Below are 22,774 nucleotides of genomic sequence, written 5' to 3'. Positions count from 1 at the left end.
TTTACGCCTGCTGGCTGGAAATCTGGTGATCCTCGGCGATTGCTTCGTGGTGGCGGATCACTTCGCTGATGATGAAGTTAAGGAATTTCTCTGCGAACGCCGGGTCCAGGTGCGCATCCTCGGCGAGTCTGCGCAGGCGTGCAATCTGAGCCGATTCACGGCCGGGATCTCCGGCGGGAAGCTTGTGTGTGGCCTTCAGGATTCCCACTTTTTGGGTGGCCTTGAATCGTTCCGCGAGCAGGAAAACAAGCGTTGCGTCAATGTTGTCGATGCTCGACCGGATGGACAGCAGCTCATCCATGACAGCACGGTCCACGTGGCCGGCCAAGGAGCTCGCTGCCGGGTTGAAGGAATCGGCGTCATGGGAAAGGGCGTTGTTCTGCTCGGTCATGCACCCCAGTCTATGGTGTGGGGCGGTGCCCTCGCGGGTGTTACCTGCCGCCGGATCCGGGGCCGCCAGGGCATCCGTGGTGTTTGCCGGTACGGGACCGCTTCACGCGCAGAAGGTGCGCCCCTCCCCTCGACCAGCCAAGGCGAGCGGCGCACCTTCTTTACTTATTACGTTGCCCGTTCATCTGCCCGCCAGACGGTTCAGCCACCCAACAGCGAGCGGTGAGCTTCCCGACGTCGTGCTTGTTCATCAGGGTCCGGCACCGGCAGGGAAGCGATGAGCCTCTTGGTGTAGTCGTGTTGCGGTGATCCCATTACATGGTTGCCAATCCCCTGCTCCACCAGCCGGCCCTTATACAGGACGCCCACCCAGTGGGACAACATGTCCACAACAGCGAGGTCATGGCTGATGAAGAGAGCCGCGAAACCGTACTGCTCCTGGATGTCCTTGAACAGATCCAGGACTTTGGCCTGCACCGAGACATCCAAGGCGGAGGTGGGTTCGTCAGCGATCAAGAGGCGCGGGTTGAGCGCCAGGGATCGCGCCAAGGAAGCGCGTTGGCGTTGCCCGCCGGAGAGCTCGTGCGGGTAACGTTCAGCGTACGACGCCGGCAGCTGGACTGATTCGAGCAACTCACCTACCTTTTTCCTCGCCTCAGCCGCGCCTGGCCTGGTGTGGATCAGCAGCGGTTCGGCGACGCATTCACCGATGGTGAGGTGCGGGTTGAAGGACGCCGCCGGGTCTTGGAACACGAATCCGATGTCCTTGCGAAGCGGACGGAAGGAACGCTCCTTGAAGTCCAGCATCTCGTACCCGAGGACCTTAAGGCTCCCCCCGGTGGTCCTGGTCAGTCCGGCTATGGCCCGGCCAATGGTGGATTTTCCGGAACCGGATTCTCCCACCAACCCAAAGACCTCATTCTCCGAGACCGTGAAGCTGACATCATCCACGGCTTTGAATCCGTGCCTGCCGAAACGCCCCGGGTACTCGATGGTGAGGTTCTTTGCTTCCACCAGGATTTTGCCGTCCTGGTGGAGCCGGCCACGGGCACCCTCGGATGCAGAGTTGCGTCCGAGGTGGGGCACTGCGGCCAGCAGTTTCCTGGTGTACTCCTGACGGGGCTCAGCAAACAGGACCTTGGCCGGAGCCTCCTCCACAACATCGCCTTGATACATGACTACAACGCGGTCCGCCAGATCCGCCACCACTCCCATGTTGTGGGTGATGAGGACGATCGACGTACCGTAGTTGTCCCTCAGGTCGCGCAGGAGCTGGAGAATTTCGGCCTGGACTGTGACGTCCAGGGCCGTGGTGGGCTCATCGGCCACGATCAGCCCGGGGTTGAGCGCCAGCGCAGCGGCTATGACCACACGTTGCTTTTGGCCGCCGGAGAACTGGTGCGGGTAGTAGTTGACCCGCGTTTCAGGGTCAGGGATTCCCACTTTGCGAAGTGCCTCGGTCGCCCGTCGTTTGGCTTCCTTGGCGGAGATGCGCCGTCCGTCGGTGGAGTGCGCGCGAATGCCTTCTGCGATCTGCCAGCCAACGGTAAAGACCGGATTAAGGGCCGTGGAGGGCTCCTGGAACACCATGGCCACATCGCGGCCGCGGATTTTGCGGAGCGTGTGTTGGCTGACGCTGATGACGTTGTTGCCGTTGATTACCACGGCGCCGGAGCTGATGGCTGTTTCCGGAAGCAGCCCCAGGATGGTCTTGGCCGTCACTGTTTTGCCGGAACCCGATTCACCCACGATTGCCACAACTTCGCCGGCTCCGACCTTCAAGCTCACATCTTTCACAGCATGAACATCCCCGCCGTCGGTGGCGAACGTGACTTGAAGCCGGTCAATGGCGAGTACCGGCTGATCGGTTCCCTCGCGGTCTGCGACGTTTCCTGTGTTGGTGGTCATGACTTCCCTGCCTCTGCCGGGTTTGTTGGCGTTTCCGGTGCCGGCGCTACCGCTGCCGTTGTACGGCCCGCGCGTTTGCGGCCACGGATCCGGGGGTCGTTGAGGTCGTTGATGCTCTCGCCCACCAAGGTCAGCCCCAGGACCGTAAGGACGATCGCGATGCCGGGAAACACGCCGGTCCACCAAATACCGGATGAGGTATCAGCCAGTGCCTTGTTGAGGTCGAAACCCCATTCAGCCGCGGACGTGGGCTCGATCCCGAAGCCGAGGAACCCCAAACCTGCCAGTGTGAGGATGGCTTCCGAGGCGTTGAGGGTGAACATGAGCGGCAGGGTCCGGGTGGCATTCTTGAAAATGTGCCGCCCGATGATGCGAACACTGGACGCGCCAAGAACCTTTGCCGACTCGACGAACGGCTCGGCCTTGAGCCGGATGGTCTCCGCGCGTATGACCCGGAAGTACTGAGGAACGAAGACCACGGTGATGGAGAAAGCACAGGAGAAGATGCCGCCCCAAAAGCTGGACTGCCCGCGGCTGATCACGATTGAAATAACGATTGCAAGGAGCAGGGTGGGAAATGCATAGATGGCGTCCGCCACGACCACCAGGATCCTGTCCAGCCAACCTCCGAAGTATCCACTGAGCAGCCCCAGGATCACGCCGAGGAACAGGGACATGGCCACGGACACGATAATTACGGTCACCGCGGTTTGGGAACCCCAAATCACCCGCGAAAGGACGTCATAGCCACCAACTGTGGTTCCCAGCAGGTGCTTGCCGCCCGGAGCTTCCTGGGTGGGAAACGAGCCGGAAGCGTCGCTGAGTTGCGAGTATCCGTATGGAGCGAGGAGTGGGGCGAAGATGCTGGTGAGCAGGAAGAGTCCGCTGAGGACAACACCCACAATGAGCATGCCCCGCTGGAGTCCTACGCTCTTCTTCAGGTGGCTTATCACCGGGAGCCGTGAGGACAAGGGCTGCTTGTGCCGGGTCAACTGAGGAGTGCTCATGGTCAGTACCTCACTCGGGGGTCGATGAGCGCGGCAATAATATCCACGATGAAGTTGGTGACGGCAACGATGATGGCCAGAAGTACCACGATGCCTTGGACTGCCACGAAGTCGCGGGCATTCAAGTACTGCACCAATTGATAGCCCAGGCCCTTCCACTCAAAGGTGGTTTCAGTGAGGATGGCACCGCCGAGCATCAGGGCAATTTGCAGGCCCATGACGGTAATGATGGGAATCAGTGCCGGTTTGTAGGCGTGTTTGGTCACCAGCCGGAACTCGCTGACGCCCCTGGAGCGCCCTGCCTCGACGTAGTCCTTACCCAGCGTTCCGATCACGTTGGTGCGGACCAGTCGAAGGAAAACACCCGCAGTGAGCAGGCCGAGTGCGATTGCCGGGAGGACTGCGTGGGAAGCCACGTCAGCGAGTGCCGTGAAGTTTCCGCTGCGTAGCGCGTCCAGCCAGTAAATACCGGACGGGGCCGCCAGCGCACTCATGGTCAGTTCGGTACGGGTGGAGGCCCTGCCGGCCACCGGGAACCAGCCGAGCCATACGGAAAACGTCAGTTTGAGGAGTAGTCCGGAGAAGAAAACCGGGGTTGCATAACAAAGGATCGCGAAGAACCTCAGCACGGCATCGGGGGTCTTGTCCCGGTGTTGGGCGGCAATAAGCCCGAACGGAATGCCGACTGCAAGTGCCACGATCAGTGCGTTGATGGAGAGTTCAAGGGTGGCTGCGCCGAAGGTGGTCAGCACCTCCACTACCGGACGCCGGTCAGTGATGGTGGTGCCGAAGTTCCCGGTGATCAGCTGGCCGAGGTACTCGAAGTACTGAACCAGGACAGGGCGGTCGTACCCGGCGTCGTGGATGCGTTGGGCCAGGACGTCCGGGGGCAGGCGCCCGCCTTGGGATGCGGTGATGGGGTCGCCTATGACCCTCATCAGGAAGAAAACCAGTGTCACCAGGATAAAAACTGTGGGAATGATCAGGAAGAACCTGATCACGATGTATCTTCCCAGCCCTCCCCCGGCTTTGGACTTGCTCTTGGGAGCAACGATGCCGGGTTCAGCCTCGGGTACCTCAATAAGTGTTGTCATTTGCTACCTGCATTTCCTGCCCGTGGATTACGCGGGGTTGTCTCATGCGTGCCGGCCATGTTGGTGGTCAGCAAAGGAGGCGGGACACCGGATCAGTGTCCCGCCTCCCAACTAGTCGCAGAGGTGCGGTTACTTGGAAATTACGCCCAGGCGGAACTTGAAGGACGGATCCAGTGTCTTCTCAACTCCGTTGACGCCGCTTCCGACCACCGCCACCTGTGCACCCTGGAGCAGGGGCAATGTGGAGATGTCCTTGGCCAGCGCGTTCTGGACGTCCTTGATGGCCGCTTCGCGCTTGGTCTTGTCCGCTTCGGTGAGTTGCTTGCCGATGAGGTCGTTGACCGTGGCGTTGTTGTAGTGATTCTTCAGGAAGCCGCCCTCAGGGAAGAACGGTGTGAGGTAGTTATCGGCATCGCTGAAGTCCGGGAACCAGCCGAACTGGAACAACGGGTATTCGTCAGCACGGCTGGCCTTGCTGTAGGTGACCCATTCGGTGGACTGCAGGTTCACAGTGAACAACCCGGACTTCTCCAGCTGCTCCTTGACCATGGCGTATTCATCTCCGGAGGATCCACCGTAGTGGTCCGGGTTGTACTGCAGGTTCAGCGCCACCGGCTCGTTGATGCCGGCATCCGTCAGGACTTTCTTGGCCTTGTCCAGGCTGGGCTTTCCGGCATCGCCATATGCGTCCTTAAAGGACTCGTTGGCGCCGAGGAATCCGCTGGGAACGTTGGAGTAAAGGGGCAGGTAAGTGCCCTTGTAGACCTGATCGGCGATTGCTTGCCGGTCCACAAGGTTGGCAATGGCCTGGCGAACGGCCAGGGCCTTGGCAGGATCGGCACCTGCCGCTTTGGTTCCGAACGGCATGGTGTCGAAGTTGAAGGTGATGTAACGGATCTCTCCACCCGGACCGGTGAGGACCTCTACCTTGGAGTCCTTGCGGAGATCGTCGATGTCCGTGGCGCTGAGGCTGCGGAAGGCTACGTCAATGGCGCCTTGCTGGATTTCCAGCTTCAGGTTGGTGGGGCTGGCGTAGTACTTGATGGTGGCGGCATCGTTGGCCGGCTTGCCAAGCACACCCTGGTAATCGGCGAAAGCCTTGAAGCTGACAAGTTCGTTCTTCTTGTAGCTGTCAATGGTGTACTGGCCGTAGAACGCGTTTGCCTTGATGATCTCGTCATCCGAAAGGATCTTGTCGGCCGGGAAGACTTCATCGTCCACAATCGGCGCGGCAGGGCTGCTGAGGATCTGACTGAACGTCTGGTCATTGGCGTTCTTCAACTTGAACACCACTGTGGTGGCGTCCGGTGTGCTGACGCTTTCGATGTTGGTCAGCAGCGACGCAGGCCCGGCGGGGTCATTGATGGCTACCTGCCGGTCGAAGGAGTGCTTAACGTCCTTGGAATCCAAGGTGTGCCCGTTGGCCCATTTGAGCCCGGACTTGAGTTTGACCGTGTATTCCGAAGGCGCGGTGAATGACGATGATTCGGCGAGATCCGGAACGGGTTCCGCACCGCCTGGCTTGGAATTGAGCAGGAACGAGTAGACCTGGTTCATCACCATGAACGAACCATTGTCATAGGATCCTGCGGGGTCAAGCGAGGTGACTTTGTCAGTCGTGCCGTAGGCGATGGGGCCCGCGGCGGCCGGCGCGGACGATGAGCCGCCGCCGGAGGGTCCCGTGCATGCCGTCAAGGCGAGCGCGGAGATGCCCGCCAGCGCGATAACGCCGTGCAGGGCCTTCTTGTTCAGTGCCATCTGGTGAACCTTCTGTTCGATGGATTCGGCGCGCCGCCGTCGGATATTTGTGACGACGCGCACTCTTGATTCCACGATTCAACCAGACTTCGAAGGTCACAAACCCCTTATTTTGTGATTCGAGACACAAAATTTACTTTCCAGTAGGGTTTTTGCTGCGAAGGCTCGGGACCCTATAGGACTTCCCGCTGCAGGCTCCGGGCAGCGTCGATGGTTGCCTGGCCCAGGACGCGGCTGCCCTGATACAGGACAACGGTCTGGCCGGGGGCCACGCCACGCAGTGGATCCGTCAGGGTGACCACCAGCTGGGCTCGCTCCACCCCGGTATCATCGGCGACGTTCTCCACCCGGGCTATGGCCGGAACGGGATCACCATGGGCCCTGACCTGGGCATGGCAATCGAACTCAGCGCCGCTGGCAACCTCGGAAATGGGCAAACCGGCCCATGAAACCTTGATTCCGCGGATCTCGTCGATCGCCAGCAGTGCTTCCGGTCCCACAACTACCTTGTTTTCCTTGGGACGGATCTCCAGGACGAACCGTGGCTTGCCATCCGCGGCGGGGGTGCCCAGCTTCAAGCCGCGGCGCTGCCCCACGGTAAAGGCGTTGGCGCCCGGATGTTCGCCTACCTTGGCACCTGTTTCATCGACGATGTCTCCGGTGGTCATGTCAATTTTCTCGGCCAGCCAGCCGCGGGTATCTCCGTCTGAGATGAAGCAGATGTCATGGCTGTCCGGCTTGTTGGCCACGGACAAGCCCCGGCGCTCTGCCTCGGCACGAACCTCGGCCTTGGAGGGAGTGTCCGCGAGGGGGAACACGGAGTGCTTGAGTTGCTCGTGGGTCAGGACCCCCAGAACGTAGCTCTGGTCCTTGGCCCAGTCTGCAGCGCGGTGGAGTTCCCGATTGCCGTCGGCGTCCTCAATGACTTTTGCGTAGTGTCCGGTGCACACCGCGTCAAAACCCAACGCTATGGCCTTCTCCAGCAGGGCTGCGAACTTGATCCGCTCGTTGCACCGCATGCACGGGTTCGGCGTCCTGCCGGCCGCGTACTCGTCAATGAAATCCTGGACGACGTCTTCCTTGAAGCGCTCTGAGAAGTCCCACACGTAATAGGGAATCCCCAGGACATCGCAGGCGCGCCAGGCATCGCGTGAATCTTCGATGGTGCAGCAGCCCCGGCTTCCCGTGCGCAGGGTGCCGGGCATTCGCGACAACGCAAGGTGGACTCCCACGACGTCGTGTCCGGCCTCGACGGCCCGGGCTGCGGCTACGGCTGAGTCAACTCCGCCGCTCATTGCTGCAAGTACTCGCATGCTGGCTTTCTGTCTGTGGGAGTTTTAGCAACTGATCCGGCTGGGAGCAGCCGGCGTGCCCATCTATTCTAGCGTGCGTGGCCGTTTGCCCTGAAACCCCTTGACCGCCCCGGATTCTGATTCTAAAGTCAAAATTATTGGTTTTAGAAACGAGCTGACATGGCAAACGATCAGATGGTGATCCTGGGCGGTGGACTTGCCGGGGCAACGGCAGCCAAAACCCTCCGGACCGAAGGCTTTGAAGGACCGGTCACCCTGGTGGGCGCCGAGAACCGGACGCCTTACATTCGTCCTCCCCTGTCCAAGGAACTTCTACTGGGCAAAGCGGATGCAGATTCTGCTCTGGTGGTGCCGGATAACTGGTACGCGGACAACGACGTCGAGCTCCTCCTTGGCAGCCCGGCCAGCCGGGTAGACCCCGACGCCCATGTGGTGACACTGGCCGGCGGCCGGAGGCTTCACTACTCCAAACTCCTCCTGGCCACCGGCGCGCGGCCCCGCACCATCGCACTCGAAGGCGCGGACCTGGAGGGCGTCATGACCTTCCGGACACTTGATGACAGCCTGAAACTTACAGCCCTCCTTAAGGGCGGGGGCCGGAAGGTAGTGATGATCGGGTCCGGGTGGATTGGCATGGAACTGGCCGCAGCAGCCCGCACCTACGGCAACGAGGTCACGCTTCTGGGACTCGAAGAAATTCCCCTGAGCGCCGCCATCGGATATGAACTCGGCAGATATTTCCAGCGGGTCCATGAAGAACAGGGCGTGAGTTTCCGCCTCCCGGCGAGCGCGGCGGCTATTGACGGGCAGGACGGCAGAGCCACCGCGGTCCGCACCACCGCCGGCGAAACCCTTCCGGCCGACGTCGTCATCATCGCCGTTGGTGTGGTGCCGGACACCACGCTGGCCGAAGCCGCAGGGCTTGCCCTGCGCAATGGAATCCCAGTGGATGCCGGACTACGGACCAGCGCGCCGGATATCCTGGCTGCCGGAGACGTTGCCAATGCACTCCACCCCTTTACCGGCGAACACCATCGCAGTGAACATTGGGCCAACGCACTCAACGGCGGCAAGGTGGCTGCGCAGTCCATGTTGGGTTTGGACGCCCGGCTGGACGTAGTGCCCTACTTCTACACGGACCAATTCAGCGTGAGCATGGAATACTCAGGCTTTCCTTCACTGACTTCAGGAATCGTTCCAGTGATCCGCGGCTCCCTGGATGAAGGAAGCTTCATTGCTTTCTGGCTGCGGGAGAACAACGTAGTAGCTGGAATGAGTGTCAACAAGCGCCGGGTTCAGAAAGCCATCAAGGCCTTGATTTCTGCCCGTGTCCCGGTGAATGAGGCAAAGCTGCGGGATCCCGGGGTGCCGCTGGACTCGCTGTTGCCGGCCTAGGCCAAGCTCAAAAGTCTGCAGCTAGCTTTGCCGGGCTACAGTCGCCGCTGTCTGGATGGTGGATTCGTGCCCGGCCATTCCTGCCTGCCGCGCCCTGAGGCACGCCTCAGGAAGTGCCTTCAGGAGCACATCCACATCCTCTTCGGTGGAGTCATGGCCCAAGGTGAAGCGCTGGGCGCCACGGGCTGTGTCCTCATCCAGGCCCATGGCCAGGAGGACGTGTGAAGGCCGGGGCACCCCCGCAGTACACGCGGAGCCGGTAGAGGATTCAACCCCGGCAAGGTCCAGGAGGAAGAGCAGGGAGTCGCCCTCGCACCCGGGGAAGGTGAAATGCGCGTTTCCCGGTAGCCTCCCATCGCCTGATGCACCCCTGAGCACAGCGTCCGGAACTGCCGCGCGCACACCGCTGATGAGTCGCTCCCGCAACTTGCTGAGGCGCTCATGCTCAGCTGCAAGATTCGCAGTGACAGCTTCCGCGGCTGCGGCAAAGGCGGCAATCGCGGGAGTATCCAGCGTTCCCGAACGCACATCGCGCTCTTGGCCTCCGCCGTGCTGCACCGGGGTGAGCTTCACAGCCCTCCCAAGGAAAAGAGCACCAACGCCCACGGGACCACCAAGCTTATGCCCGGAAACGGACATCGCCGCGAGTCCGGAGCCGCGGAAATCCACGGGAATAGATCCGAAGGCCTGAACGGCATCGGAATGAACAGGAATTCCGTGCGGCTTCGCCAGCTCCACGATCTCCCTCACGGGCTCAATGGTGCCCACTTCATTGTTGGCCCACATCACGGTAACCAACGCCACCGATTCCGGCTCGCGCTCAATTTCCTGCTTGACTGCTTCGAGCCGGACCTTCCCTTCGCCATCCACGGGAATCCACACAACGTTTGCACCTTCGTGCTTTTCAAGCCATTCCACGGTATCCATGACCGCATGATGCTCGACGGCGGAGCACAGGATGCGCGTGCGGCGAGGGTCCTCGTCGCGCCTGGCCCAAAAGAGGCCCTTGACCGCCAGATTGTCAGCTTCGGTACCGCCGGAGGTGAAAATTACCTCGGATGGATGGGCCCCGGCCGCAGTTGCCAGCGTCTCCCTGGCGTCTTCTACTGCGCGCCTGGCGCGGCGACCCGCGCCGTGCAGCGACGAAGGGTTACCTGTCCGCGCCAGCTCGCGCGTCATGACAGCGAGCGCTTCGGCCGAGAGGGGCGTGGTTGCGGCATGGTCAAGGTATACAGGCACCCTCTTATTCTACCGACGCCGTCATTCGGGCCATGCGGGTGTTCACGAGCCTTCGCTGCTCAGGAGTCCTGATTGAGGCTGGTGATGCGCGCGCAACAATGGCCCGGGCCATGGTCCGGGACCGGCACCACAACGTCGGCGCTGAGTCCGGAGGCCCTCGCAGCTCCGGCCAGGAACGCGCCGTTCATGGCGCAGACTACTTCCCTGTGGTCCTGCGACAACCGGTGGAACGGGCAATTGAGCAGCCGGTATCCCCCGGAGGTGTCGGACACGGGTTGGTATCCGAGATCCCTGAGCACTCCCGGAAAATCGTCAGGCCTTCCCAGCTCGCTTCCTTTGGCTGCAGCGACCTCTTGCAGGGCTGCCGCTACCGGCGCGCCATCGCCGGCGCGTTTGAGGGCAGCTGCCATGATGTGGCCCGCAAGGTCATAATGCCTCTCAGGGAAGGAGACTCCAATCTCGTCCACCACCGGGCAGTACAGCTTCGATGGCCTCCCGGATCCTGGTCCTGATCTCCCGGGTGACTTCCTGAACTCCACCTGCAGCAGTCCGTCGTCAACCATGCGGTCCAAGTGGAAGGACACCGAACTCCGGGGAAGCTCCAACACTGAGGCAGCTTCGTCCCGACCCACCGCGTATCCCGCTGCCACAACGTATCCGTATAGCTTTCGGCGGTTCTCATCGTTCAAGGAAGCGGCCGCTGCGAGTTTCCGGATCCACGGGAGGTCAAAGGTGCCCATGCATCCACGGTAACTCTAAAAACAAGAATTACTTCTTTAGCCCGTAGCCGCTTTCTGCAGCGATCAGGACGGCGGGACAACCACAAGCCGGGCCAACACCTCTGCACGCGCAGCGGTCAAGGCAGCATCATTCGGGCACGACAAGGAGACATACACCGAGGACGCGGGGGCACTGAATAACCTAGCCAGGACAATCGCCGGTTTACCACCGGATGTTGCCGAAGATTCCAAGCTTAGGAACTCCACGCTGTGCTGCGGTTTGTCGGATCCTTCTCCCCAACGCAACGATGCCGGCTTCAGACCGTCCAGCGCACCAGCATTAAGGTAGGCGAATAGTTCCTTGGTCGACGCTGCGTCATCGCCTGCCACCACCAGAGGGCCCTGATTAACACTGACCCGGACTGCGAGCGTGCACCCGTCAGTCTTCTTGTACCTGTTTTCGCCCTGCAGTGCCGAGTGAAACACCGACCACCCAGGAACTTCCTCCAACCGCGTGGAGACCGTCACGGGATCCCCCGGCGCCAAAGTGCCCCCTGCCGCAAGCGGCAAGTCCTTCGCAGCAACCGCCGCCGCGTCGTGACCCGGAGTAATGGTGGGAGTTGACAGCGTAGATTCCGTCGGCGACGGCTTAGGCGCAGCAGGATCAGGAACATTAATGCTGCAGCCAGCCAACAAAACACCAGCAGCTCCGGTGGCAACAAAGCCGGCCAATCGTCGTCGAACGTTGCTCGCCACTAAGTCTCCTTGCCCTCTGGCCCTGTCACCGCGAACGAGTCTAGCTGCCCGCTAGGCGAGAACCCACAAACCTGCAGGAACAACCTCCACGTCCACCGGCAATTCAGCTATGCGCTCGCCGTCCGCATAGGCCACTACCCCGGGCGCCTCCAAATGCACTCTACGGACGCGCCTGATCTCCACCGCAGGATGGCTGGTGTGCTTCCCTGCGAAAACCTTGGGAAACACGGCAAGAAAACGCAACCTGGTCAGAGGCTTCACTACAAACATGTCCAGCCAGCCGTCATCGGGCACAGCCTCAGGGGTGATCTTCATGCCTCCGCCAATGGACTGCCCATTTGCTACCGAGATCAGCAAAGCGGGCTGGCTCCACGTCACGTCGTCGGCAGTGACGGTGTAAGTGATCGGCCGGAAAGAGCCCAGCTCCCTGAGCATGGCCAGGTTGTAGCGACTCTTCCCGCGGGGCCAGCTCCACGAGTTCGCCCGTTCATTGACGGCGGCATCAAACCCGGCAGACAGGACACCGGCGAAGTACGTATTCCGGCCACCTGCGGTAACCCTGCCCGCGTCGATTTTGCGCCCGCCGGTTTTCAACGCACCCAGCAAATGGCGGCACGCGGCCGCGGTGTCGTTCAGCGGCAAACCCAAGAGCCGTGCCACATCATTGCCGGTCCCTGCGGGAACAATACCCAGCGGAATCTGCAGACCCGCGAGCGCATTGACACCCAGATGAACCATGCCATCACCCCCCACCACTACCAAGGCATCCACCCCTTCTGCCAGTGTCCGCTCCACGGAACTGCGCAGGGCGCCATAGCTTTCCGCTTCAAGCACGACGACGTCCCGGCCCGCGGCGCGGATGTGCGCTACGGCCTGGTGCCCGGCGGGGCGCGCACCGCCAAAAGAGGCTGCAGGATTGATGGCAACGGCGATCTTCATCGGCGTGCCGGAAGGGTTCTCGGCCGCCGGAGGTTTCACAGCTCGAATTATGCCAGCGGGAACCACGCACCCCGTTACCGACGTTCACATAATGGCTGGATAAACTTGCCAGTACCGCGCCTCTCCAGATGCGCGACCACATCATAGAGAAGGGCCCGTGCTTGGCCGAGGGCAGCAGTTCGCACTATCAGGTTCTCCGCGTCTCCGTCACCGCTACGGACAAAGAGATCAAAGTGGCCTACCGCAAGGCTGCCCGGAAAGCCCATCCTGATCACGGCGGAGAACCGGAGATGTTCCGACGCGTAACCCTCGCATACGAAACTCTCATTGATCCCCAACGCAGGGCCGACTACGACCGCAGGTACGCGCGCGGCTCCTCGGATGTGAGCCAGCCGCGGCCCGGCGATTACACAGGCACTCCCGCGCCGGGTCCCTCCGCCACAACAAACATCAAAAAACCCCGGGCCCAGCGCAACACAGCAGGCGATCCTGCAGTCTATGTTCCTGCCTTCGAGGACCCCAACGAGGTTCCGCTCATCCCGGCGGAGGAAGCAGCCCAACAAGTCCACGGCCTCCCCCGCAAACGCGGCATATTCGGCGCCGAGGCCCGCATCCAGCGGGAAATGCGCACAGTTCAGCTCATCAGCCGGCAAGTCCTGACCGCCATACCCGCAGCCCGGCTGATCAACGGGTTGCGTTCGCCGTCGGACAACAACCACATAGACCACGCTGTCCTGTCCGGCTACCGGCTGGCATTGGTGGGTTCCATGCTCCTGCCCAAAGGCGCTTACGCCTGGGACGGCCATTCGCTGCGGCATGGCGGGCGTTCGGTGGCGCCTCCCCAGCTCGCCCACATCGTCCGGCATATGCAGGACCTCTTTCCCGAACTCAATGTCACCGGCTGGGTGGTCCTGCACAGTCCTGACGGAAATCTTCACGAACCTGTCATTGACCAATACGGCAAGGGCCAGTCGGGGAACAATTCGGTGGAAGTAGTTAACGCCGCAGGGCTGGTAAGGGGACTCAAGCATTTCCTCAGCTCAGGGCCCGCGCCAAACACCGTAGTAGTGCCTGTCCTGGCGAGACTCCTTCGCGGAATGCACTAGATCCACCTCGATGCAGCGGCCGGCCCGCACGGGGCTGACTAAGATGGGACAGTGTTCCGCATCCTCTTCCACACTCCAGAAATCCCGGGCAATACGGGCAATGCCATCCGTTTGGCCGCCATTACCGGGGCCGAACTTCATTTGGTAGAGCCCCTCGGCTTTGATTTTTCCGATGCCAAGCTGCGTCGCGCCGGGCTCGATTACCACGACCTGGCCGTAGTCACTGTCCATAAAGACATCGACGCCGCGTGGGCTGCCCTCAAGCCGGAACGGGTTTTTGCCTACACCTCCGACGGCGAGACCTCCTACACGGACATCAGCTACCGCGAGGGCGACGTCCTGATGTTCGGACCCGAATCCGTAGGCCTGCCGGACTGGCTCAAGCAGGATCCACACGTCACCGCCCGTGTCCGCCTCCCCATGAGACCCTCACTGCGCTCGCTCAACCTGGCCAACGCTGCCTCCATCGCGGTCTTTGAAGCCTGGCGACAGAACGGTTTTGCCGGCGCCAAGGTCTAGCCCATCCAACGGCGCGGCAGCACCGAATACCTTATGCAGGACAACTCCTGCCTTGGAGATTCGTTGAGGGAGCCTACGTGAGCGCGCTGCAAACCAGGGTGATGACGGCAAGCCGCTGCACCGCCGCGCCGTCGACGCAATCCCGTGATGCTGCCGGTTTCAAACGGGACGACATATGCTGGACGGTGATGGACATCCCCAACAATCCCGGCCCCCCGGTCTTCGAAGCTACCGGCTCTGCGACTGATCTGAACTCGCAGCTGACTGGCTTGCTCGAACAAGTGGCAGCAGGCGACCAGCAGGCTTTCGCCGAGTTCTACCAGCTGACTTCCCGGCGCGTCTTCGGCATGGCCAGACGCGTCCTCATAGACCCTGACCTCAGCGAGGACGCCACCCAAGAGGTTTACATCCAGGTCTGGCAGGGCGCTGCCAAGTTTGACCGCGCCGCTGGGACCCCGCTGGCTTGGCTGATGACCATCGCCCACCGGCGGGCCATCGATCGCGTCCGGACCGTACAAGCGGCAACTGACCGTGAAGCAAAGTACGGTGCAGCCAGCCAGGACTTGGACCGTGACCTGGTGGCGGAGGAAGCCGATACCAATCTTGAAGCCGAAGCTGTCAGCCGGTGCCTCGGTACGCTGACGGACACACAACGCGAATCTGTCCGCCTCGCGTATTACGGCGGATTGACGTATCGGGAAGTTGCCGAGCACCTCGGTGCGGCGGTCCCCACCATCAAGTCGCGCATCCGTGACGGGCTGCTGCGCCTGAAGACATGCCTGGGGGTGGGTTGATATGAGTGAAAACACCAGTGGAGGCTTTATCCGCAGAATGTTTGCCAACGACATCGCTACAGACCTTGCCGAGGGCCGTGTGCTCGAACTGGCGGAAATCTATGCCTTGGACGCTGTGAGTGACGACGAACGAGCCATGATTGACCGCTACGTCAAGGACGCCCCGGAAGGTCCTGAATTCCTGGAGCGTGTTCGCGAAGCCCGCGAGACTCTCGCCGTCAGCTTCGCCCCCGAAGAAGCGCCGCCGGCCGCCCTCCTGGAGAACATCATGGAGCACATCGCCCGGGATGCAGCCCAACCCGCTGCAGAGCCGTCGACCGCCCGGGTGGCGGCTCCCGCCGTCGACGACCTCGCCGTTGCCAGGGCCAAGCGTGAAGAACGTACGCGCGCCGGTGGCGCACGCCGGTGGATCGTCGGGGCAGCCGCTGCGGCTGTCATCGCACTCGGCGGCATCGGCGTGGGAGCCTACGTCTCCTCGCAGAATGACCCGGTCAACCAGGTGCTCCAGGCGCAGGACGTCCAGAAAAAGTCTGCTCCTGTTCCAGGTGGTGGTACGGCCACCATCTCCGCATCATCGGCCAAGGATTCCTTTGTGGTTCTGATGGACGGCGTTGCACCTGCGCCCGATGGCAAGGTCTACCAGTTGTGGACCCTCCCCAAGGACGGTTCCGCCCCGGTACCGCAGGGCACCATGGATGCTGAAACACTCTCCAAGCCGGCGGTGGTAAAGGGCCTGTCTACAGCTTCGTCCGTAGCCATCACCGTGGAGCCCACCGGCGGTTCAAGCGCCCCGACCACGGACCCGGTGCTGGTGGTCGGGCTCAGCGCCTGACTCCCAACGACGTACGACGGCGGCCGTCCCCCTTGGGTTCTAGCGGTCGTTGCAACACCCTAGATTTTTGGGAGTTGCAACGACCGTGCCGCATTTAAGCGATGTTTCCTCGGAGTCCCGGAAGTTTGCGAGATCTACCCCTGAGCAGAGGGAGGCTTTCTTCAGGGCTTGTCGCCCAGGAACTCAACGGCCGCCCACGCAAAACGCTCGACTGGGATACCCCAGCCGAGCGTCTGCGTGATCTACTAATGACCACATAACACCAGCAGTGTTGCAACGACCACTAGAAACCGCCCCCCTTGGGTGGGACGGCCGCCGTCGTACGTTTGGGTTGCTTTGGGCAGCTACAACACCAGCGAAAGAAGCATCACGAAGCCGAAGCCCACCACGGAGATCAGTGTCTCCATCACGGACCAGGTCTTGAAGGTCTGCCCAACAGTGAGCCCGAACAGTTCCTTGACCAGCCAGAATCCGGCGTCGTTGACGTGGGACAGGAACAAGGAACCTGCGCCTATTGCCAAAGCCAGCAGGGCCGCGTGCGTCGGGCTCAGGCTGCTTGCAAGCGGCGCCACGATGCCCGCCGCCGTCACAGTGGCCACAGTCGCTGATCCCGTAGCAAGGCGCAGGGCTACCGCCACGATGAAGCCAAGCACCAGGACTGACATGTTGGCACCTTCGGCCCATTTCTTGACGGCATCGCCCACACCGGCACCGATCAACGTCTGCTTGAAACCACCGCCGGCCCCCACAATCAGGAGGATTGCGGCGATGGGCCCCAGGCTTTCACCCAGCTTGACCGTGATCCGGCTGCCCGTGAACCCCACGGCGTATCCGAACGTCACGATCGCCAGGAGAACCGCCAACGTCATGGCCACCAGAGGCTGGCCCACAAAGTCGAAGAAGATCCTGATTGCAGGCGCCGTTTCAGGGTCCGGCCAGATGATGCCGCCCAAAGCTTTCAACAGCATGAGCACTACGGGGAAGATGGTGGTCAGCAGCGTCACAAGGAACGACGGCTGGCGCTTCACTTCACCCAGGTCAACTGCGTGCCGGGTGTCGATGCCACCGGCCACAGCCGGCGCGTCAACAGGTACCCAACGCGCAGCCAGGCGGGAGAAGAGCGGACCACAGATAATGACCGTGGGGATCGCCACGAGGATGCCCAGGCCAAGTGTTGTTCCCAGTTCCGCTTTGACCGCGCTGATGGCGATTAGTGGTCCCGGGTGGGGCGGCACCAGCCCGTGCAGCACGGACAGTCCGGCCAACGCCGGGATGGCAATGCGCATCAGTTTCATCTTGGACCGCTGCGTCACCAGGACGATCACCGGAAGCAGCAGGACGAGCCCGATTTCGAAGAACATCGGCAACCCGATGATCACAGCCACAAGGGTGATCATCCACACCAGCTTGTTGCCACTTGCTTTGGCCAGCAGGGTATCCACCACCCGGTTTGCCCCACCGGAATCAGCCAGCAGTTTCCCGAGCATGGCACCGAGGGCAATGAGCAGGCCGACCTCTTTGAGGACACCGCCCACGCCGTCCTCGAAGTTGGTGATGGCCTTGCCCGGTTCAACGCCTGAAGCCAGCCCCACAAAGGCCGAACCCAGAACCAGCGCCAGGAACGGGTGAAGCTTCAGCTTGGCGATCAACACAACAATCAGTGCGATGCCCAGCCCTGCGACCACGAGGAGTTGGGTGTCGTGCGCCGTCCACTCCTGTACCTGCGTCGCCGTTTCCAAGGCCTTCACGAGGCGGTCTCTTCAGTAGCGATCCCAAGAGGCCGCAGACCCAGCCGTTCAATGACTTCGTCAGCTTCTTCGGCCGGCGAAGCGGAGACACACAAGGAGATGTGGTTCTCATCCTCTGTGGGCTCCTCAAGCGCATCGAACTGCGACTCCAAGAGCGACGGTGGCATGAAGTGGCCATGCCTGGAGGCAAGGCGATCCGAGATCTTGTCTTTGCTCCCCTGAAGGAAAACAAAAACAACGCCTTCCCCGCGCAGCACATCGCGGTACTTCTTTTTTAGCGCCGAGCACGTGATGATGGCCGGTGTTCCGGACTCCACATGTTGCTGAATCCAAGCCGAGATGATGCCCAGCCAGGGCCACCGGTCCTCATCACTGAGGGCCTGCCCGGACTGCATCTTGGCCACGTTCGCCTCGGGATGGAGGTCGTCGCCTTCGGCAAGGTCCCATCCGAGCTTCCCGGCAAGTACGCCGGCTACTGTCGATTTGCCCGAACCGGAGACTCCCATAATCACCAGTACGGGTTGTTGCGCAGTCTTCGCCATCAAAGTCTGCCTTCCTCGAATAAATATGATTTAACCGAGATCAAGCATATGACACGGGTTACACCACGGCAACGTCAGAAGCCGGCGATAGTGCTGGACCCGTTGACGGATACTACGTGGAAGGCCTCTGCGCTGGTCCCGGCGGGCAGGCCGCCGCGCTCCCCGTTTGCCAGCATCATGCGCCGCACAACCTGGTCCATACCTTCAATATCCGGATGCTGGCTTGCATGGACACGGATGGCTTCCAGCTTGGCATCCACGTGCTCAGACACGTCCACGAAGTGGTTCTCCCTGGCATCCGGGCTGGAGATAAACCACAACCAGGGCAGCTTGTAGGCTGCGAGCCCCTCAGCGGCCAGTTCCGGGTAGGCAAAGGGATTCTCCACCGCCGGGTAGACAGCCCGGGTAACAGCTTCGCCGGCAGCGAGGTGATCGGGGTGGCTTTTTTGAAGGCGGTCCCAGTTCCGTTCCGGGTGCATGGTCAGCACGATGTCCGGGCGGATTTGGCGAATCAGCCTCACTACCTGCTTGATGACGCCATGTGTCGGCTCAAGGTAACCATCAAGCTCGTGCAGGTAATGAATGTCCGTGACGCCCACCAAAGCGGCGGCCCTTCGTTGCTCCTCAGCGCGGAGTTCAATGATCCTTTCCCTGTCCACGGGGTCGAAGCCGCCGGCATCGCCGTCGGTCATGATGCAATAACTGACCTCGACGCCGGCAGCCGTCCAAGCCGCGATGGTGCCGGCTGCGCCAAAGTCGATGTCGTCAGGATGGGCAGTAAAACAAAGCACCCGCTCGACGCGCTCCGTAGAGGCGTCGAACGGGCTCTTTGCTGACGTGGTGTCAGTAGGCAAAGGGATCAGCCTTTCCGCTTCTTGATCTCTGCAGTGGCCTGCGGAAGAACCTTGAAAAGGTCACCGATGATGCCGTAATCGGCGATCTCGAACACCGGCGACTCTGCGTCCTTGTTGATGGCCACAATGACCTTGGACGTCTGCATTCCGGCCTTCTGCTGGATGGCACCTGAAATACCGGCAGAAATGTACAACTGCGGCGAAACCGTAACTCCGGTCTGGCCCACCTGGGCATCGTGGCCGATCCATCCGGCATCAGTTGCAGCGCGGGACGCACCCACCGCCGCGCCGAGGGCGTCAGCCAGCTCTTCCAGCGGTCCGAAGTCGCCATCCACTCCGCGACCCCCTGCAACGACGATCCTCGCTTCGCTGAGGTCAGGTCGTCCACTGACAGGCTTCTCCGTGCGGGCTGCGATGCGAGCGGAGTTCGCCAGGCCCTCGGCGGGAACCTGGACCGTGGCAGTTGCCGGTGCAGCGGCGGCACCGGCGGGAGCAGGCTCCACATTGTTGGCCTTGACCGAAAGGACCGTCACAGGAGTCGTGGCTTTGGCGGTGGTGTTGTACGAGCCAGCAAGAACCGACTTGTGCGCAGTACCATCAGCCTCAACACCCACAACATCGGTAATAACACCGGCGTTGAGCTTGATGCCCAGCCTGCCCGCAATCTCCTTGCCCTCAGGCGAATTGTCCAACAGAACTGCCGTGGCACCGGACTCTGCCACGGCAGCAGCCAGGTAAGCAGCCTTCGGCCCTACCAGGTAGTTGTCGAGGTCTTCCACTGACGGCTGGTAAACCGTAGTGGCGCCATAGGCACCCAAGGTGGCCGCGACGTCGTCGTTCAACTCGCCGGTGAAAGCGACGGCGGTCTCCCCCAGTGAGCGGGCGATGGTCAGGAGCTCCAGGCTGCTCTTCTTGAGAGCTGCTCCCGGGTTGTCAATGAAAACAAGTGCATTTGCCATGGTTGGAGTCCCCTTTAGAGCAGCTTCTGTGCGGCGAGGAAGTCGACCAGCTTGATGCCGGCGTCGCCGTCGTCCGTGATGATGGTTCCAGCAGTCCGCGGCGGGCGTGCCTCTGCGGACTCCACCACCGTCCAGGAACCGGCCAAGCCCACCTGTGAGGCGTCCACGCCAATGTCAGCCAGTGACAGCGAGGCGATCTTCTTCTTCTTCGCTGCCAGAATGCCCTTGAAATTGGGGTAGCGCGGTTCGTTGATCTGGTCCGTGACCGAAACTACAGCAGGAAGCTGTGCTTCAACCGTCTCGGAGAAGGCGCCGGCGTCGCGACGGGCGCTTACCTGGCCTCCCGAAACTTCAAGGCTGGAAGCGAAGGTTACCTGCGGGAATTGCAGACGCTCGGCCAGCTGTGCCGGAATGAGCGAGGTCTCGCCGTCGGTGGAAGCCATGCCCGTCAGGACCAAATCCACTGGGCGACCATCGGCCGAGATATGACGGATGGCAGCGGCAAGCGCCAGCGAAGTTGCGGCAGCATCGGAACCCGCCAAAGCGTCGTCGCTGAGGTGGACGCCGGAATACGCCCCGATCTGGAGTGACTTCTTCACGGCATTGACCGCACCGGACGGGCCCATGCTCAAAGCAATGACCTCATTCCCGGCCTTCGGTCCGCCGCGTTCCTCCGCCAACTGGAGCGCTGCCTCGAGGGCGTACTCGTCCAGTTCAGACAAGATGCTCTCATCACGGTCGGTGGTGTTGCCAGGTCCGGTAATGTGCCGGTCAAACTGGGCGTCCGGGACGTGCTTGACCAGAACGACAATCTTCAATGTCTCTTCCACTGTCTTCGAAGCAGCCTTCCATGCTTGTGGACGGCCAACCGCAACAGCGTGGCCGTGGATTGCCCAGCGCGTGGGCTCGTCCTAGCTAAGCATATTGCCCGCAGAAAACCACTCCCCGCGTTAAGCCCTGTTTCAGCTACGCGCGATGCTTTCGCAGTTGCCGCCTTGATGCCGAGGTATCGCAAAACGGCGGGCAGCATCTGTGAGATGCCGCCCGCCGTCGTGAATTGTTCTTGCCTGCCGCTAAAGCGCCTACTGCTGCGCGGCGTCGAGGGTGACCTCAACTTCCTGCGTCTGGCCACCTCGCTGAATGGTGACCTTGACCTTGGCACCGGCGGGCTGCTCCCGGACTGCCGCGGTCAGCTGGTTGGGGTCGCTCACGGCGTAGTCACCGAACTTGGTTACCACATCGCCAACTTTGAGTCCGGCCTTTGCAGCAGCAGACCCCGAGGTCACTGAGGCAACCTCGGCACCAACAGAGAAGCCTGAATCGCTGCCCGTGGACGACTTCGAACGAACTGACACGCCGAACTGGCCATGGCTGGCCTTGCCGGTTTCGATGATCTCCTGCGCCACACGCTTGGCGTGGTTGATGGGAACACTGAAGCCGACGCCGATGTTGCCGCTGGAGGATTCCGAGGTTCCGCTGCCCGCCGAAGCGATGGCCACGTTGACCCCGATCACTTCACCCTTGCTGTTCACCAGAGCGCCACCGGAGTTACCGGGGTTGATAGCGGCATCAGTCTGGATGACGTTGATGGCAATCGAGCCCTCGTTGGCTGTGCTCTGGCTCTGGCCACCGTTAGGCGGTGCGAACTGGAAGCCTTCGTCCCCGCCCTGACTCTCGTCCGGTGTTCCTTCGGGGACGGCAGAGGACGCCACACTGATGGTGCGGTTGAGCGTGGACACAATGCCATCGGTCACCGTCCCGGTCAGGCCCAAAGGCGAACCGATGGCGACGGCGGTGTCCCCCACGTTGATTTTGGACGAGTCACCGAGCGTTGCCGGAACCAACCCGGAGGCATCGCTGACCTTGATGACTGCGAGGTCGGATAACGGGTCAGTACCCACTACGGTGGCCTTGAGGACCTTCCCGTCGCTCGTACGGACCTCAATGGCGGCGTTTGCGGTGGCACCATCCAGCGTGACCACGTGAGTGTTGGTGAGGATGTGGCCTTGGTCGTCCAGAATGATGCCGGAACCGGTGCCGCCCTCGTTCCCGCTGGTTGCCTTGATGGTCACAACGCTGGGCGAGGCCTTGGCGGCCGCAGCTGTAATAACGTTGACGTCATCCTTATTGTTGACGATCACCGTGCTGGACTGTCCGCCTGTTGAAGCTGCCGGTGCCGGGTTATCCCACAGTGCGTTACTGCCGGCCACTACACCGCCACCGATCAGGCCCGCCGCGAGCATGCTTGCCACCAGGGTACCGACGCCGAATGCCGGCTTGCGCTTGGTGGTAACTGCCGAAGAGTGCCCTGGCGCGTGCTGCATGCCGGGGCTGTTGTGAGCCTGTTGGTTCTGGAATCCTTGCTGGTTCGGGTATCCCTGCTGGTTTTGAAACTGGGAAGCGGGGTTGTTTCCCGTGCTCGAGCCACCGTAGAACGGCTGGTGCTGCGGGTAACCGGGGCGGTGAGCCGGATCGTGCTGCTGCGGAGCGCCGTAGTGCTGCGGATGTTGGGGCTGCGGCTGTTGGGGCTGCGGCTGCTGTTGGGTCTGCGGCTGCTGGGGAGAGGCCGGAGGCTGGAAGGCGGGCAGAGGAGTCGTGGGCTGTGCCTGGTTTTCGGTCCCGGCCCCCTCCCCCGAAGTCCAAGCGGGCTGCTGCCGGGTGGCGCCGGAATCGCCGTGCACCCCCGTTGTATCCCGCGGCTCTGATGGGTCGCGGTTCTCTGGTGCAGTGCCCTGCGCTGGGTTCTCCGTCATGGGTCTTCCTTTCATCCTCGTCTTCACCAACTATGTACCCAATAACTGGAACAAAAGCGGACGTTCGCTGGGAGCTTCCTGAAAGACCTCATGAGCATGTTTGCCCTGGTCCAGAGGGCCCTCAACGCGTCAACAATTCAGTCCTCTCC

21 protein-coding genes are annotated in these 22,774 nt (G+C 61.7%); 5 read left to right on the top strand and 16 right to left on the bottom strand.

The window, feature by feature from the left end; genetic code table 11:
• Position 1: 1 nt before the first annotated feature.
• The 6 genes from BACI9J_RS06815 to mnmA form a co-directional block, all read right to left on the bottom strand.
• On the bottom strand, positions 2 to 391 hold the full coding sequence (locus BACI9J_RS06815; RefSeq protein WP_159733727.1) for a chorismate mutase: 390 nt from the start codon (positions 389 to 391) through the stop codon (positions 2 to 4).
• Positions 392 to 591: 200 nt separating this feature from the next.
• Positions 592 to 2,298, bottom strand: a complete 1,707-nt coding sequence (locus BACI9J_RS06810) for an ABC transporter ATP-binding protein (RefSeq protein ID WP_159733726.1) — start codon at positions 2,296 to 2,298, stop codon at positions 592 to 594.
• Positions 2,295 to 3,305 carry an ABC transporter permease gene (locus BACI9J_RS06805; protein WP_159733725.1) on the bottom strand — a complete coding sequence of 337 codons (1,011 nt, stop codon included), beginning with the start codon at positions 3,303 to 3,305 and terminating at the stop codon, positions 2,295 to 2,297. The genes BACI9J_RS06810 and BACI9J_RS06805 overlap by 4 nt, the downstream gene beginning before the upstream one ends.
• Positions 3,306 to 3,307: 2 nt before the next feature.
• Positions 3,308 to 4,399 (bottom strand): ABC transporter permease, encoded by a 1,092-nt coding sequence (locus tag BACI9J_RS06800; RefSeq protein WP_159733724.1) that lies wholly within the window; start codon positions 4,397 to 4,399, stop codon positions 3,308 to 3,310.
• 129 nt (positions 4,400 to 4,528) lie between these two features.
• The gene (locus BACI9J_RS06795; RefSeq protein WP_159736381.1) at positions 4,529 to 6,157 is read right to left on the bottom strand and encodes an ABC transporter substrate-binding protein; all 1,629 of its coding nucleotides are present in this window, start codon (positions 6,155 to 6,157) and stop codon (positions 4,529 to 4,531) included.
• Positions 6,158 to 6,330: 173 nt separating this feature from the next.
• The gene (gene mnmA, locus BACI9J_RS06790) at positions 6,331 to 7,470 is read right to left on the bottom strand and encodes a tRNA 2-thiouridine(34) synthase MnmA (protein WP_159733723.1); all 1,140 of its coding nucleotides are present in this window, start codon (positions 7,468 to 7,470) and stop codon (positions 6,331 to 6,333) included.
• Between the two features lie 159 nt (positions 7,471 to 7,629).
• Here mnmA and BACI9J_RS06785 point away from each other — a divergent pair, with 159 nt between their 5' ends.
• On the top strand, positions 7,630 to 8,865 hold the full coding sequence (locus BACI9J_RS06785; protein WP_159733722.1) for an NAD(P)/FAD-dependent oxidoreductase: 1,236 nt from the start codon (positions 7,630 to 7,632) through the stop codon (positions 8,863 to 8,865).
• 21 nt (positions 8,866 to 8,886) lie between these two features.
• Here the strand turns inward: BACI9J_RS06785 and BACI9J_RS06780 are convergent, their stop codons facing one another.
• The 4 genes from BACI9J_RS06780 to BACI9J_RS06765 form a co-directional block, all read right to left on the bottom strand.
• Positions 8,887 to 10,104, bottom strand: coding sequence for a cysteine desulfurase family protein (locus BACI9J_RS06780; RefSeq protein ID WP_159733721.1), 1,218 nt, complete (start codon positions 10,102 to 10,104; stop codon positions 8,887 to 8,889).
• Positions 10,105 to 10,163: 59 nt separating this feature from the next.
• Complete coding sequence (locus tag BACI9J_RS06775; RefSeq protein ID WP_159733720.1) at positions 10,164 to 10,844, bottom strand: helix-turn-helix transcriptional regulator; 681 nt, start codon at positions 10,842 to 10,844, stop codon at positions 10,164 to 10,166.
• 63 nt (positions 10,845 to 10,907) lie between these two features.
• The gene (locus BACI9J_RS06770; protein WP_159733719.1) at positions 10,908 to 11,579 is read right to left on the bottom strand and encodes a hypothetical protein; all 672 of its coding nucleotides are present in this window, start codon (positions 11,577 to 11,579) and stop codon (positions 10,908 to 10,910) included.
• Positions 11,580 to 11,630: 51 nt separating this feature from the next.
• Positions 11,631 to 12,557 (bottom strand): diacylglycerol/lipid kinase family protein, encoded by a 927-nt coding sequence (locus tag BACI9J_RS06765; RefSeq protein ID WP_236558531.1) that lies wholly within the window; start codon positions 12,555 to 12,557, stop codon positions 11,631 to 11,633.
• Between the two features lie 122 nt (positions 12,558 to 12,679).
• Here BACI9J_RS06765 and BACI9J_RS06760 point away from each other — a divergent pair, with 122 nt between their 5' ends.
• From BACI9J_RS06760 to BACI9J_RS06745, 4 genes are all read left to right on the top strand, one after another.
• Positions 12,680 to 13,624 carry a J domain-containing protein gene (locus tag BACI9J_RS06760; RefSeq protein WP_159736379.1) on the top strand — a complete coding sequence of 315 codons (945 nt, stop codon included), beginning with the start codon at positions 12,680 to 12,682 and terminating at the stop codon, positions 13,622 to 13,624.
• A 51-nt stretch (positions 13,625 to 13,675) separates the two neighbouring features.
• Complete coding sequence (locus BACI9J_RS06755; RefSeq protein ID WP_159733718.1) at positions 13,676 to 14,143, top strand: tRNA (cytidine(34)-2'-O)-methyltransferase; 468 nt, start codon at positions 13,676 to 13,678, stop codon at positions 14,141 to 14,143.
• Positions 14,144 to 14,331: 188 nt separating this feature from the next.
• Positions 14,332 to 14,937 carry an ECF RNA polymerase sigma factor SigK gene (sigK, locus tag BACI9J_RS06750; RefSeq protein ID WP_201296661.1) on the top strand — a complete coding sequence of 202 codons (606 nt, stop codon included), beginning with the start codon at positions 14,332 to 14,334 and terminating at the stop codon, positions 14,935 to 14,937.
• Between the two features lies 1 nt (position 14,938).
• On the top strand, positions 14,939 to 15,769 hold the full coding sequence (locus BACI9J_RS06745) for an anti-sigma factor (protein WP_159733716.1): 831 nt from the start codon (positions 14,939 to 14,941) through the stop codon (positions 15,767 to 15,769).
• Positions 15,770 to 16,113: 344 nt separating this feature from the next.
• Here the strand turns inward: BACI9J_RS06745 and BACI9J_RS06740 are convergent, their stop codons facing one another.
• The 6 genes from BACI9J_RS06740 to BACI9J_RS06715 all read right to left on the bottom strand — a co-directional run bounded on the left by BACI9J_RS06740 (position 16,114) and on the right by BACI9J_RS06715 (position 22,625).
• The gene (locus BACI9J_RS06740) at positions 16,114 to 17,517 is read right to left on the bottom strand and encodes a GntT/GntP/DsdX family permease (RefSeq protein WP_159733715.1); all 1,404 of its coding nucleotides are present in this window, start codon (positions 17,515 to 17,517) and stop codon (positions 16,114 to 16,116) included.
• Positions 17,514 to 18,059: a gluconokinase gene (locus BACI9J_RS06735; RefSeq protein ID WP_159733714.1), complete on the bottom strand. Its 546-nt coding sequence runs from the start codon at positions 18,057 to 18,059 to the stop codon at positions 17,514 to 17,516. The genes BACI9J_RS06740 and BACI9J_RS06735 overlap by 4 nt, the downstream gene beginning before the upstream one ends.
• A 74-nt stretch (positions 18,060 to 18,133) precedes the next feature.
• Positions 18,134 to 18,913, bottom strand: coding sequence for a PIG-L deacetylase family protein (locus BACI9J_RS06730; RefSeq protein ID WP_159733713.1), 780 nt, complete (start codon positions 18,911 to 18,913; stop codon positions 18,134 to 18,136).
• Positions 18,914 to 18,918: 5 nt separating this feature from the next.
• A complete protein-coding gene (locus BACI9J_RS06725) occupies positions 18,919 to 19,872 on the bottom strand; it encodes an electron transfer flavoprotein subunit alpha/FixB family protein (RefSeq protein ID WP_159733712.1) in 954 nt (317 codons plus the stop codon).
• A gap of 14 nt (positions 19,873 to 19,886) precedes the next feature.
• Positions 19,887 to 20,690 (bottom strand): electron transfer flavoprotein subunit beta/FixA family protein, encoded by an 804-nt coding sequence (locus BACI9J_RS06720; protein ID WP_159733711.1) that lies wholly within the window; start codon positions 20,688 to 20,690, stop codon positions 19,887 to 19,889.
• A gap of 264 nt (positions 20,691 to 20,954) precedes the next feature.
• Entirely contained in the window at positions 20,955 to 22,625 is a 1,671-nt protein-coding gene (locus BACI9J_RS06715; protein WP_201296528.1) for a S1C family serine protease, read from the bottom strand.
• Positions 22,626 to 22,774 lie beyond the last annotated feature (149 nt).

Source organism: Arthrobacter sp. 9V, assembly GCF_902506065.1.
Classification (GTDB): domain Bacteria; phylum Actinomycetota; class Actinomycetes; order Actinomycetales; family Micrococcaceae; genus Arthrobacter.
Note: the sequence above shows the minus strand (reverse complement) of the source record. Positions and strands in the feature narration are given on the sequence as shown.